The organism is Vibrio sp. SCP2 (assembly GCF_059295395.1).
Window position 1 is genome coordinate 126,739 of record NZ_JCAFVV010000007.1, and the last position, 13,518, is coordinate 140,256.

The 13,518-nt window shown below is 45.3% G+C and carries 13 protein-coding genes; 5 read left to right on the forward strand and 8 right to left on the reverse strand.

All coding sequences use genetic code 11. From position 1 onward, the window contains the following. The first annotated feature begins 141 nt into the window (after positions 1–141). Positions 142–702 carry a gamma-glutamylcyclotransferase family protein gene (locus AC5O63_RS17650; RefSeq protein WP_494505768.1) on the forward strand — a complete coding sequence of 187 codons (561 nt, stop codon included), beginning with the start codon at positions 142–144 and terminating at the stop codon, positions 700–702. A gap of 28 nt (positions 703–730) precedes the next feature. Here AC5O63_RS17650 and AC5O63_RS17655 read toward each other — a convergent pair whose 3' ends face one another. Next, on the reverse strand, positions 731–1,063 hold the full coding sequence (locus AC5O63_RS17655) for a tRNA-binding protein (protein WP_004747893.1): 333 nt from the start codon (positions 1,061–1,063) through the stop codon (positions 731–733). Between the two features lie 177 nt (positions 1,064–1,240). Between AC5O63_RS17655 and AC5O63_RS17660 the strand changes: the two genes are divergently transcribed. Further along, entirely contained in the window at positions 1,241–2,242 is a 1,002-nt protein-coding gene (locus AC5O63_RS17660; protein ID WP_494505769.1) for a substrate-binding domain-containing protein, read from the forward strand. A 63-nt stretch (positions 2,243–2,305) separates the two neighbouring features. On the opposite strand, the gene AC5O63_RS17665 is transcribed toward AC5O63_RS17660, so the two are convergent. Further along, the gene (locus AC5O63_RS17665; RefSeq protein WP_494505770.1) at positions 2,306–3,187 is read right to left on the reverse strand and encodes an aldo/keto reductase; all 882 of its coding nucleotides are present in this window, start codon (positions 3,185–3,187) and stop codon (positions 2,306–2,308) included. A gap of 205 nt (positions 3,188–3,392) precedes the next feature. Between AC5O63_RS17665 and AC5O63_RS17670 the strand changes: the two genes are divergently transcribed. Then, a complete protein-coding gene (locus AC5O63_RS17670; RefSeq protein ID WP_494505771.1) occupies positions 3,393–4,283 on the forward strand; it encodes a LysR family transcriptional regulator in 891 nt (296 codons plus the stop codon). 102 nt (positions 4,284–4,385) lie between these two features. Here AC5O63_RS17670 and ahpF read toward each other — a convergent pair whose 3' ends face one another. Continuing rightward, a complete protein-coding gene (ahpF, locus tag AC5O63_RS17675) occupies positions 4,386–5,978 on the reverse strand; it encodes an alkyl hydroperoxide reductase subunit F (protein WP_494505772.1) in 1,593 nt (530 codons plus the stop codon). 270 nt (positions 5,979–6,248) lie between these two features. Then, the gene (gene ahpC, locus AC5O63_RS17680; protein WP_004747884.1) at positions 6,249–6,806 is read right to left on the reverse strand and encodes an alkyl hydroperoxide reductase subunit C; all 558 of its coding nucleotides are present in this window, start codon (positions 6,804–6,806) and stop codon (positions 6,249–6,251) included. A 229-nt stretch (positions 6,807–7,035) separates the two neighbouring features. Between ahpC and AC5O63_RS17685 the strand changes: the two genes are divergently transcribed. Continuing rightward, positions 7,036–7,380: a ribosome recycling factor family protein gene (locus AC5O63_RS17685; protein ID WP_494505773.1), complete on the forward strand. Its 345-nt coding sequence runs from the start codon at positions 7,036–7,038 to the stop codon at positions 7,378–7,380. A 51-nt stretch (positions 7,381–7,431) separates the two neighbouring features. Here AC5O63_RS17685 and galM read toward each other — a convergent pair whose 3' ends face one another. From galM to galE, 4 genes are all read right to left on the reverse strand, one after another. Continuing rightward, positions 7,432–8,490, reverse strand: a complete 1,059-nt coding sequence (galM, locus tag AC5O63_RS17690; protein ID WP_494505810.1) for a galactose-1-epimerase — start codon at positions 8,488–8,490, stop codon at positions 7,432–7,434. Between the two features lie 8 nt (positions 8,491–8,498). Next, positions 8,499–9,653 (reverse strand): galactokinase, encoded by a 1,155-nt coding sequence (galK, locus tag AC5O63_RS17695; RefSeq protein ID WP_494505774.1) that lies wholly within the window; start codon positions 9,651–9,653, stop codon positions 8,499–8,501. A gap of 98 nt (positions 9,654–9,751) precedes the next feature. Then, a complete protein-coding gene (locus tag AC5O63_RS17700; RefSeq protein WP_494505775.1) occupies positions 9,752–10,804 on the reverse strand; it encodes a UDP-glucose--hexose-1-phosphate uridylyltransferase in 1,053 nt (350 codons plus the stop codon). A 64-nt stretch (positions 10,805–10,868) separates the two neighbouring features. Further along, on the reverse strand, positions 10,869–11,888 hold the full coding sequence (gene galE / locus AC5O63_RS17705; protein ID WP_494505776.1) for a UDP-glucose 4-epimerase GalE: 1,020 nt from the start codon (positions 11,886–11,888) through the stop codon (positions 10,869–10,871). 351 nt (positions 11,889–12,239) lie between these two features. On the opposite strand from galE, the gene ebgR reads away from it, so the two are divergent. Further along, the gene (gene ebgR / locus AC5O63_RS17710) at positions 12,240–13,226 is read left to right on the forward strand and encodes a transcriptional regulator EbgR (protein WP_004747873.1); all 987 of its coding nucleotides are present in this window, start codon (positions 12,240–12,242) and stop codon (positions 13,224–13,226) included. The last annotated feature ends 292 nt before the right edge of the window (positions 13,227–13,518 follow it).

The window sequence follows — 13,518 nt, forward strand, 5'->3', positions numbered from 1 at the left end:
ACCACTCTATTTAAAGTCATAATGACACAATAAACACATGTCATTATGACCTTAATAAAACAATTTGTATCACTTCCTTTTATCTCGAAAAGTCGCTAGTTTAGAACTCTGCTGATCATGCCAATCAATAAGGAGAGCAGAATGGCAAACTATATCTTTGGCTACGGCAGTCTGATGAACTCTGCCTCACGACAACTGACTGGCCAAACTTCCGCAGCGATTCCCGCTACCGCACACGGCTTCAGGCGTTACTGGGGCAAAGTTGATGATAGCTATATTCTATCGCCACTGGTGGTAGACAAAGGACAGGGACAGGTCAATGGGGTTTTACTGGAAGTCAGCGATGACGGACTGAAAGAATTCGACATTCGCGAACGAGGGTATCACCGAGTTTTAATCTCAGCGGATAAACTTGATGCTGAACTAGTATTATCGACCAATGATCATGTGTGGGTTTACATCAAAGACAACCCTGAACCACCTTGTTCATTGAGCCCTATCATGCAGACTTACGTCGATACTGTACTCGCAGGGTGTCTAGAAATTTCCGAGCAGTTTGCCCAGCAGTTTGTAGAACATACCATTGGCTGGAACTTTCCATTGGAGAATGATCGCCATCAGCCCAAATATGGCAATTTGGCAGGAGTAAAACCAGAGCACCACAACACAATTGATGCCCTGGTGGCTGAAGCAAGAACCTAACTAAAAACCCTCAGCCGAAAAGAGAACTCTATACAATACGAACCCCAGCAGGCATAGAACGCTCTGGGGTTAACAGAACACTTTGTGATTCATCGTCCGTCTCAGCGCAAAGCAACATACATTCCGAGGTTTCTCCACGCATTTTGGCTTTCGCCAAGTTACACAGCACCACTACTTCTTTTCCCATCAACTCCTGCTCGGTGTAATAAGGCACTAAGCTAGTGACGGTTTGCAGCGTCTTTTCCCCAACATCTATTTGAACGATGTAGAGTTTGTCTGCATTTTCGTGGCGAGCGACTTCGATGATTTTTCCTGTACGCATTTCTAATTTTGCGAAGTCGGTGTATGCGATCGTTTCCATGATAAACCTCGAACTTAAAGTTGGTAAAGTTTTACTAAAAGACAACGTTTACACTATCAGCAATCGCTTATATTGCAAGTGGTAAAGATCGCATTTCAAGAAACTGAATGCTATACAATTTGCCTTATTTACATTCAAAGGGTTAAATAACCCTAGGAGTATTTTTCGAGGTCACACATGGCAACTATTAAAGATGTCGCCAAAGAAGCGGGCGTATCAATCGCGACTGTTTCTCGGGTCATTAACAAATCACCAAAAGCGAGCAAAGCATCGATTGCTTCAGTGACACAGGCGATGGCCAAACTAGGCTATCGACCGAATGCCGCAGCGAAAGCGTTGGTCAGTCAAAGCAGTAATACGGTTGGGGTATTAGTTGGCGATGTATCTGATCCTTTTTTTGGCACTTTGGTCAAAGCCGTCGACAATGTTGCCCATGAACACGGTAAACATATCTTGATCGGCAACGGCTACCACAGCCCGGAAGAAGAGCGAAAGGCGATTGAGCTATTGATCAACAACCGTTGCGATGCCTTGGTTATTCATTCGAAAGGTTTGTCAGATGAAGAATTGATCGGCTATGCCAAAGAAGTCAAAGGCCTGGTTTTCATCAATCGCCATATTCCTGAAATGGCCGAGCGCTGTATCGCTTTAGACAACCGCCGAGGTGCCTACCTCGCCACGGAATACCTTATCCGCCATGGTCATACTAAGATAGCTTGCGTCGCTTCAGCGCATCGTATTGAAGACTCGGATCAACGTGTTGATGGTTACTTACAAGCCCTGCGAGACAACAATATCGAACTTCCGCAAAGCTATATTGAATATGGTGAGCCGAACAACGATGGCGGTGAAGTTGCCATGACGAATCTGCTGACTAAATCTTTAGACATCACTGGCGTTGTAGCCTACAACGACTACATGGCCGCGGGTGCGCTGTCAGTGCTAGACGAAAATGGCATCAAGGTGCCGGATCAAATTTCAATGCTTGGTTTTGATGATGGCTTGATCGCTCGCTATGTCAGCCCTCGCCTGACAACTATCCGCTATCCAATCGCGATGATGGCAGAACGAGCGGCGCGTTTAGCGCTGAACCTAGCCAAAGAACAAAACTCAAACGATGAGGCACTGATGTTTACGCCGACCTTAGTACGCCGCAATTCAGTTGAAAAAGTGACCTAAACGTAGCACCCGCTAAATAAAACAAAGGCGTTACCTGAGTAACGCCTTTGTTGTTTTAGGCTTTTAAGCCACACCATGACCTTTCGATGCGACCCAAATTCGGTACCACTGTTCATTGGTCAATGACAGTTCAAGCGCGCCAACCGCAGCGTGAACACGCTCAATGTTACCACTGCCCAAGATTGGGATTGGGTTGGAAGGTAAACGCAATACCCATGCGAAAATGACTTGGTCGATAGAGCTTGCGCCGATTTCTTGCGCCACTTCTGTCAAAGTGTGACGGATGCGATCCATCTGTTCACTCTCTTCACTGAAGATACGCCCACCAGCGAGACAAGACCACGCCATTGGTTGCACACGATGTTGCTGAAGTTGTTCTAGCGTGCCATCTTCCGTCATTTGCAGGTTGACCGGATTGATCTCAACTTGGTTAGTGATCAATGGCTGCTCAACTCTTGATTGCAATAGAGCAAACTGAGCCGGGGTAAAGTTAGACACACCAAAATGTTTTACTTTACCCGCTGCTTTTAACTGAGCGAATGCTTCAGCCGCTTCATCAGCATCCATCAGTAAGTCTGGGCGATGCAGGAGTAACACATCTAGATGATCGGTATTGAGTCGAGTTAACGATTGATCAACGGATTCAATAATGGCGGCTTTACCACTGTTGTAATGGTTAACCTGAGGATCTTCACCACGGTAAATTCCGCATTTAGAGACGATCTCAATTTGATCGCGCAAGCTGCTATCTAATGCCAACACTTGACCAAACATACGCTCGCACGCAGAGTCTGGGCCATAAACAGGCGCATGGTCTACCGTTGTAATACCTAACTCTAGGTGCTGCTTAACAAATGACAGTTGCTGCTGAGTGTTCATTCCCCACTCAGCCATACGCCAGTAACCTTGGATCATTGGTGAAAACACCGGATGTGTCTTATTCATCTCTATCCCCTGATTTATAGACCTCACCATTGCAATATTGCCGTGAGTTTACTCTGTTCTGCACTCAGTATACTGGTACTAAAGCTAGGGATTAAACTAGCTAACAAGAAAAGATAATTCGATATACAGCACAATAGATGATATTTAATTTCCTATATAGAACGATATAATTAACGACAGATTCAAGAACTCAGGTGAGTGAGATATGCAGAAGATGCACAAACGCTTCGAGCGCTATGCGTTGTTTAGTGAAGTGGCAAAACAACTCAGCTTTTCTAAGGCAGCGGACAATTTAGGCATTTCACGCAGCTACCTTTCTTCACAAATCAACCAGTTAGAGCAAGAACTAGAAGCCAGTCTGCTGATTCGTTCGACACGCAATGTGCGCCTAACTGCGGCGGGAGAAAAAATTCTGGCGAAAATGCAGTTTATCAATGCTTCTATCCTTGAGTTGGAAAAAGAGCTCGACCACACTAAGAGCGATGTCAGTGGCCTGCTTCGAATTACTGCGCCCACCATTTTTAGCCATCGCTTCTTGATCGATATCTGTCATCAATTTCAGCGACAATACCCTGAAATCGAGTTTGATCTTGATGTCGGTTATAACCGCAAAGATCTAACCAAAAGTCATTTCGACTTAGCAATTAGAGCCACCAACAATCCACCAGACAACATGGTGGCAAAAAAATTGGTTCCTTATCAACACATCTGCTGCGCGTCTCCAGAGTATCTTAAGAAACATGGCGTACCCACTCACCCAGACGAGCTGGTCAATCACAACTGTTTATCCGATCCTAATTTACGTCGTTGGCAGTTTGTCGATGGGACTAAAACCATCGAGGTAGAAACGGACGGCAACGTGCTACTTAACGACAACTTACTGCTTCTTACCGCCGCACAACAAGGTATAGGCATTATCAAAATGCCGAGCTACTTGGTGCAGCCTTCATTAGATAGTGGGCAGTTAGTACAACTACTACCGAATTACTTTATTGCCAGAAGCAATATTTATCTTATCTACCCACCGCAATTACGTAGCAGCAACAAGCTTGCCGCTTTTATCGATTTCACCCAAAAATGGTTTGAAGATAATTAGTCGCTGCGCGCAAACAAAAAAAGCCACTTCCAATCGCTTGGAAGTGGCGTCGAAATTACCGACAAAATGTTTGCAAATGAATATGGACAGGGATGAAACTATTTACGCTGTTCCAGCAACCTTTGCTGGAGCTGGGGTGCGAATTAGGTAATCGAACGCACCTAAGCTTGCTTTAGCACCCTCACCCATGGCGATGATGATTTGCTTGTACGGTACCGTAGTTACGTCACCCGCAGCAAAGACACCGCTCATCGTAGTTGCACCGTGCGCATCGATTTCAATTTCACCGCGTGGTGAAAGCTCAACCTTAGTACCTTTCAACCATTCGCTGTTTGGCATTAGGCCAATTTGAACAAAGATACCGGCTAATTCGATTTTCTTAATCTCACCTGTATTGCGATCTTGATACTCCAAGCCAGTAACACGGTTGCCGTCGCCTAGCACTTGTGTGGTTTGCGCCATCTTGATGATTTCAATATTAGGAGTCGCATTGGCTTTATCGATCAGAACTTGGTCAGCACGTAGGGTGTCTGCAAACTCCAGAACGGTAACATGTTCAACAATCCCAGCTAGATCAATCGCCGCTTCAATACCTGAGTTACCACCACCGATTACCGCTGTTTTCTTGCCTTTAAATAATGGGCCATCACAGTGTGGACAGTAAGCAACCCCTTTGTTGCGGTACTCTTGCTCACCAGGAACATTCATTTCACGCCAGCGTGCACCTGTACTGGTAATCACTGTGCGAGCTTTTAGTACTGCGCCGCTTTCAAGCTCAACATGGATGTAACCATCTTCAGTCTGCTCTGCATCGATAATGTTGGCAGCGCGTTGCTCAGTCATTACTTCCACGCCGTATTCTTTAACGTGCTCTTCTAGACTCGCAACTAACTTAGGACCGGTTGTCGCTTTGACTGAGATAAAGTTCTCAATCGCCATCGTATCCATCACCTGACCACCGAAACGCTCAGCGACGACACCTGTGCGAATGCCTTTACGTGCTGCGTAGATTGCCGCTGAAGAACCCGCAGGACCACCGCCAACAACCAAAACATCAAATGGTGCTTGTTCGTTTAGGCTGGCTGCTTTTTTCGCTGCTGCACCGGAATCAACTTTGTTAAGAATCTCAGCCAGTGACATACGGCCTTGACCAAACAGCTCACCGTTAATGAAGACACTAGGCACCGCCATGATATCGCGTGATTTCACTTCATCTTGGAATGCAGCACCATCAATCATGGTTGTTTTGACTAGAGGGTTAATCGCAGACATCATGTTGAACGCCTGAACTACTTCAGGACAGTTTTGACATGATAGTGAAATAAAGATTTCCACGTTTAGTGCTTGGTCTAGCTGCTTGATCTGCTCAATCACTTCCGCTTCTAGCTTGATTGGGTGGCCGCCGCTGTGAAGAAGAGCGAGAACCAGAGATGTAAACTCGTGACCCATTGGCAAGCCTGCAAAACCAATCGCTGTCCCTTGTGTTTGGTTCACAACCTGCATAATTGGTTTGCGTGAGCTTGCGTTGTCGTCACGCGTTACTTGGATTTTGTCTGTCAGTGAAGCGATATCATCCGCCAGTGCTTGGAGCTTGCTTGCTGTTTCGCTTTCATCAAGGCTCAATACAAGCTGAACGTCTGTTTTTAAGTTTTCTAGGTATGCTTTAAGCTGCTGCTTCACCGCTTGGTCTAACATGATATTACCTACTATTCATTTGTGATTCAGATGCGCTCTACTGCGCTGATGGAGCTATATTGCCCTGCGGTCGTAGATAGGTAAATTTGAACGTTTCTATTAGTTTGGTAGGCAAAACCTATCGAAAACTCCACGCCATCAGAATTGTTTTCTGCAAAAATCAAACGCAAAAAGCCACACCCTATTCGGGTATGGCTTTAACATTAAAGGCGGTATGCCAAGCTCAATAGGAGCAGAGCAAGGCATACCTGTACAAACCTGGTAATGAGGTTAGATTTTACCTACTAGGTCTAGAGATGGCGCTAGAGTCTCTTCACCTTCTTTCCATTTCGCTGGGCAAACTTCACCAGGGTTTGCTGCAACGTACTGTGCTGCTTTAACTTTACGTAGTAAGTCTTCTGCGTCACGACCGATACCTTCAGCAGTGATTTCCATTGCTTGGATAGTACCTTCTGGGTCGATTAGGAAAGTAGCACGGTCAGCAAGACCTTGACCTTCACGCATCACGTTGAAGTTGTTAGTGATAGTGCCAGTTTGGTCACCTACCATGAAGTATTCGATAGTACCGATCTTGTCAGAAGTATCGTGCCACGCTTTGTGTGAGAAGTGAGTATCTGTTGATACTGAGTAAACTTCTACACCACGTGATTGAAGTTCAGCGTACTTCTCTTGTAGGTCTACAAGCTCAGTTGGACATACGAAAGTAAAATCAGCTGGGTAGAAGAAGAATACTGCCCATTTGCCTTTCACGTCTTGCTCTGTGATATCTACGAACTCGCCGTTTTTAAATGCTGTTGCTGAGAATGGTTTGATTTGTGTGTTGATCATGATTTTACTCTCTTTCTAATCTAGTGTTTGAACGCTGCCTTGCGTCGATGGAGTTATATTGCCCTGACCAGGTTGATAGGTAAATTTGAACGTTTCTATTGCTCTGATAGGGAATCACTATCAATCGAGATAGAGAAAATCTATCAACTCCACATGGAAATAGAGAGCGTGGCGATTTGAGGTGTGTTGCGATAAAGTGGCATCTATTAATTCCCTTAATTGACTCACCATGATTTCCGTTCCGTTAAACAGTTTTGTTCACCGCGTTAACGATAAAGCGCAGGTTATCAGCGCGATTGTTGGTAATGGCTGCCAAGTAAAGCGTATCCGACGTTCTCGGCATTGGTTGCTTAATGGAGAGGAACAAGCGTTAAGAGAACTCAAACAATACTTGGTTACGGAAGATACTTTGTGGATTGTGAAAGCGATCGATAAAGCTTTGCCCACTCCCGTTGTTGATCTGTCAGCTATCATTGCTGAGTCACCAAATATCACAATCAATCAGCTCGTTACTCAGTCGGGGTGTTCTCTCTCTGAAGCAAGAGCCGCGATTGACGAATTTGAAGGGCTTTAACGCCAGTTAGCAGACTGGCGTTTTTTAGTAGTCGGTGTTTTAGAAGCTAAGTTAGAGCGCAAATTGATAGGTGGTTTTATACCTGTATTCCTGTTCTGGGTGGAGAATACAACTTGGTTGCTGCCATTCGGGATGGTTAGGCGAATCAGGTAAAAACTGGGTTTCCAATGCTACGCCTGCGTAGTCTGCATATTCTTCCCCATCGCGCGCAGGGGTTCCTGCTAACCAATTACCAGTATAAAGCTGCATTGCGGGCTTATCGGTTAACACTCGCATAGTCACTAAGCTGTCTTCACTAACTAGGCTTGCAACGGGTAATGTTCTGTCTCGGTTTGGCTCAAACCAATAGCTGTGATCATAGCCTTTCGCCGCTTGCTGTTGTTCGTCTTGCAACAAGTCTTGCGTGATGCTTTTTGCCACGCGAAAGTCGAATCCAGTGCCACTCACACTTTCCAGCTCACCGAGAGGAATCCCTACATCGCTGGTTGGCAAATAGTAATCAGAACAAATATTCAAAGTATGATGGCGCGCGTCTAACTCGCTACCCGCGCCATTGAGATTAAAGTAGGCGTGATTAGTCAGATTGACTGGCGTTGCTTTGTCGGTGTGAGCAAAGTATTCAATCGAGACGCTGCCGTCGTTATCGAGCTGATAAGTGACAGAGACACTTAGATTACCGGGGAAACCTTGGTCACCATCTGAAGATTGGAGACTAAAAGTCACCCTTTGAGCAGTTTGCGCGACAATGTCCCAGCGCAGCTTATCAAAGCCAGTGACACCACCATGTAAGCAATTGCCCGCTTGATTCGTCACCAACTGAACTTGCTGACCTTCGAGATCAAAAAGACCATTGGCAATGCGGTTTGCATAGCGACCAACCGTTACCCCCATGTAACTTTGTTGGCACTCAAAGTCAGCCATAGCCCCTACACCAAGCAAGACTTCGCGCTGCTCCCCGCACGCCAAAGGTAAACGACAACTGAGCCACGTAGCTCCGATGTCCATCAACACAATGCTAACCCCTCTAGCATTGGTCAATTCGATTAACTGAGCAGGCTGCCCATCATAGGCAGACTGCTTAGTCATACTCTCAAAAAGAGGATGAGCCATCATTTAAGTTACTCCACCACACCCGCGCCATTTTTAGCTTGGCACACGTAGATAGACTCTTTCAGCCCCGTCGCTGCCTCATATTGTGCTGCAACCGCCGCTTTGACTGGCTCTACAAGTTCAGGTGGCATAACCGCAACAATACAACCGCCAAAACCGCCTCCTGTCATACGAACGCCACCTTGCTCACCGATCACTTGTTTAACGATCTCAACTAAGGTGTCGATCTCTTTGACTGTGATTTCAAAGTCGTCACGCATAGAGGCATGGGATTGGGCCATCAACTCTCCAATACGCTTCATATCGTGATTACGCAACGCCTCAGCCGCTTCAACCGTTCTGTCGTTTTCACTGATCACATGGCGCGCACGTTTTGCCACTAACTCATCTAGTTCACACGCCTTAGTATTGAACTGCTCAATAGTGACATCACGCAACGCTTTTACGCCAAAGATGCGAGCCGCTTCTTCACATTGCTTACGGCGAGTGTTGTATTCGCTATCGACCAATCCACGCTTTTTATTCGAGTTGATGATCACCACTGACATGTTTTCAGGCATTGAAACCGCCTGTGTTTCTAGGCTGCGACAATCAAGCAGCATTGCGTGATTCTCTTTACCTTCAGCAGAAATCATCTGATCCATAATGCCGCAATTACATCCGACAAATTCGTTCTCAGCTTGCTGACCATTTAGAGCAATCTCAGCCTGGGAGATTTCTAGGTTGTAAAGCACCTTAAATGTCTGACCAATCACCACTTCAAGCGCTGCTGATGAGCTAAGCCCTGCGCCTTGAGGAACATTACCACTGACAGAAATATCCGCACCACTAAACTCGTAGCCGCGCTCTATGAGACACTTCACCACACCACGAATGTAGTTAGGCCACATTTTATCTTTCTGAAAGGTAATCTCTTGGCTGATATCAAACTCATCAAGCTCATTGCCATAATCAACCGATACAACTCGAACAATATTGTCGTCACGCTTAGCTGCTGCAACGACAGTTTGGTAATCAATGGCACATGGCAGAACAAAACCATCATTGTAGTCGGTATGCTCACCGATCAAATTAACGCGACCCGGCGCTTGAATAATGTGGCTTGGTGCATAGCCCAGCGTTTGTTGAAATGAAGTTTTTACCTTTTGGATTAGATCAGACATAGTAAATTCTCAAACTGTTTAATTCTCTAATAGCGGCTCAATCTAAAACCACGATTATGACGCCTCTTAAATAGCTGCAACTTTAAATAAGACAGAGGCTACTGTTCTTTGTAGTGAATATCGCTCAAATCACGTAGACGCTGCGCGGCTTGCTCTGCGGTTAAATCACGCTGACTTTCTGCCAGCATTTCGTATCCCACCATAAATTTACGAACCGTTGCGCTGCGCAGCAGTGGCGGATAGAAGAGTGCGTGTAGTTGCCAATGTTCAATATCCGTACCCTGTTCAAAGAAAGGTGCGTAGTGCCAACCCATTGAGTAAGGGAAAGAGCATTGGAATAAGTTGTCATAACGACTGGTAAGTTTTTTGATTGCCACAGCCAAATCATCACGCTGGGTTTCTGTTAGTTCACTCATACGGCGAATATGCGTTTTCGGCAGTAGCATGGTCTCAAATGGCCAAGCCGCCCAGTAAGGGACTAGTGCTACCCAGTGTTCGGTCTCCACTACAATACGCTCGCCATCTTTCAATTCAGCCTGAACATAATCGACCAGTAAATTGGTACCCTTTTCTTGATAGTAAGCTTTTAGATTTTGCTCTTTGCGCTCAATTTCATTGGGTAGAAAACTGTTCGCCCAAATCTGACCATGCGGATGCGGCTGAGAGCAGCCCATGGCTTCACCCTTGTTCTCAAAAGCTTGCACCCAAACATAGTCTTTACCTAGTTCTTCAATTTGTTCGTTCCAGGTATCGATCACGCCACGAATTTTTTCAACGGCAAGTTCAGGTAAAGTTTTGCTGTGATCAGGGGAGAAACAGATTACCCGGCTCAACCCTGTTACACCCTGAGTTTTAAATAATGGATTTTCTGATTCGGGCGCCTCTGGCGAGTCAGTCATCAACGCGGCAAAATCATTGTTAAATACATAAGTACCTTGGTAATCAGGGTTCACATCACCAGAAATACGCTCATTCGTCGGGCATAAAAAACACTTACCGTCATAGCTTGGCAAGTCAGCAGTAGCTGGGGTTTCATCCGCCCCACTCCATGGACGTTTAGCGCGATGCGGTGAAACTAAAATCCACTGCCCTGTCAGCGGGTTGTAGCGGCGGTGTGGATGATCAACTGGGTTAAACTCAATACTCGACATATTACTTACTCAACTTTTAAAAATACCTTTGTGCATTCGCCAATGAAATTGGAGTGCAACCTTGTTACGCAGGGGAATAGCCGTTTGGGTTTTGTGATTGCCAGCGCCATGTATCAGCCGTCATTTCATCGACACCGCGAGTGGCTTTCCAAGCTAAATCTCGCTGCGCTTTATCTGTACTCGCCCAACATTCAGCAATATCCCCTAGGCGACGCGGACAGATTTCGTAAGGAATAGGCGCACCACAAGCTGCACCAAATGCATTCACCATCTCAAGCACACTGGAACCTTTACCCGTACCTAGGTTGTAAACATGTAAGCCCGCTTTATCCCCAACAGATTTTAGCGCTGCAATATGACCATCGGCCAAGTCCATCACATGAATATAGTCACGAACTCCAGTGCCATCTGGTGTTGGGTAATCATCCCCAAATACCGCTAAAGATTCGCGTCGTCCTACTGCAACTTGAGCAATGAAAGGCATTAAATTGTTTGGAATACCTTGCGGGTCTTCACCCATGGTGCCTGATGGATGAGCCCCCACCGGATTGAAATAGCGTAGTAGCGTGATGCTCCAATCACTCTCTGCATTGAAGAGATCACTCAAACACTGCTCGACCATATATTTGCTGCGACCATAGGGGTTGGTTGTAGCCCCTGTTGGAGAGTCTTCAGTAATTGGCACAGTTTGCGGGTCGCCATACACGGTTGCTGAAGAGCTGAACACAATGCTTTTCACGCCAGCTTTACGCATACAACGCGCCAAGACCAAGGTGCCGTTAACATTGTTATCGTAGTACTCAAGTGGTTTTGTCACCGATTCACCGACCGCTTTAAGTCCAGCGAAATGAATAACGGCGTCGATGTCATGCTGCGCAAACACAGAGTCTAGAAACGCCTCGTCTCGGATATCGCCCATGTGAAACGTTGGCTTTTTACCCGTTACCCCTTCAACGCGGCTCAACACTTGCTGTTTTGAGTTAGCTAGATTGTCTACGATAATTGGCTCCATCCCTGCTTCAATCATTTGAACGCAGGTATGACTGCCGATGTATCCCATCCCACCTGTGACTAGAACTTTCACTGTTTGCTCTCCAGATAATCTTGAGCACTAAATACTCAATGCTTGATGTTGGAAAAAGTCTACCAATCAAACCGCATACAGATCCGTGATCAAATTCGCATTGTGTAAACGTTTCCACAAAATCACTCATTAGAAGAGGGAAGATATTAGGCAGAAAATGATTTTAACTATGGGCTTAAAATCCCTTCTAATCCCTGTTTTTATTGGTTTTCTAGCTAACCATCTCTGCTGCTTTACACTCAGGGCAAAGCTGACAACAATTTTTACTAAAAATTAGTACTTCATCAGTGTGTTTGTTTACAATAGAGACCAATAGTTAGATTGCCCGCTCAAAAAGGGATGTAAGAACACATGGCAACACTGAAAGATATTGCAACTGAGGCAGGCGTTTCTTTAGCGACGGTTTCGCGAGTCTTAAACGATGATCCGACACTCAGTGTGAAAGAAGAAACCAAGCACCGCATTCTGGAAATTGCAGAAAAGTTAGAATACAAAACCAGTAGCTCAAAACGTGCTGGACTGGGGAAAAAGCACAATCACCACTTTCTTGCTGTCTACAACTACAAGCAAGAAGCAGAAGTGAATGACCCTTATTATTTGTCGATTCGCCATGGTATTGAGACCCAATGTGACAAACTAGGCATCGAACTAACCAATTGTTATAACAATGAAATTTCTCTTGAAGGCAATAAGGTTACTGGTGTCCTTTTAGTTGGTCGCAGTCATCCAAATGTTTTATCTGAAGTCCAAAAACTCACCGATAATATCTGTTATGTCGATTTCAGTGACGCGAACTGTGAATATGATTCGGTAGACATCGACCTCGTGCGCATTAGCAAAGAAATCACCGACTTTTTCATCGCTCAAGACTATCAACGTATCGGTTTCATCGGCGGTCAAGACGAACCGAATAGTGCCGATATTCGTGAAATTGCCTTTGCAGAATATGGGCAGTTAAAAGGCGTTGTCTCTCTAGATGATATCTACCGAGGCGATTTTACCAGTTCGTCAGGGTATGATTTAGCTAAGGAAATGCTCGCTAAACCGGACTACCCTAACGCACTTTTTATTGCCTCTGATTCAATTGCGATTGGTGTATTGCGTGCGATTCATGAGCATGGCCTTAATATTCCGCAAGACATTTCACTGATTAGTGTTAACGATATTCCAACCGCTAAGTTCACCTTCCCTTCTCTTTCAACAGTAAGAATTCACTCTGAAATGATGGGAATTCAGGGAGTTAACTTGCTGATCGAAAAAGCGCGCGATGGACGAGCGCTCCCTTTGCAAGTTTACGTCCCAAGTAAACTCAAGCTGCGAGACACTACCAAGAAGTAGTTCCCACTGCTAATTACTCACATAAAGCGCTGATTTTCAGCGCTTTTTTATTATCTCCCTTTCCCTACCCCAGCGTTTAATGGTTAGCTTCCACACATTTACTGTTCAATATTCACTCTTTTAAACAGATCACAGCTTTCAGATAATTCAGTCAATAAATCGTGATCAAGTTAAAGTAAAACGTTTTCACAAATTTATTTTAGTAAAACTTTTACTAAAATCTTTCCCAGATGCTCAATGAGCAATTATTTCATTACAACGTCGGCATGATCATTCGATCGTTTTAGCCGAG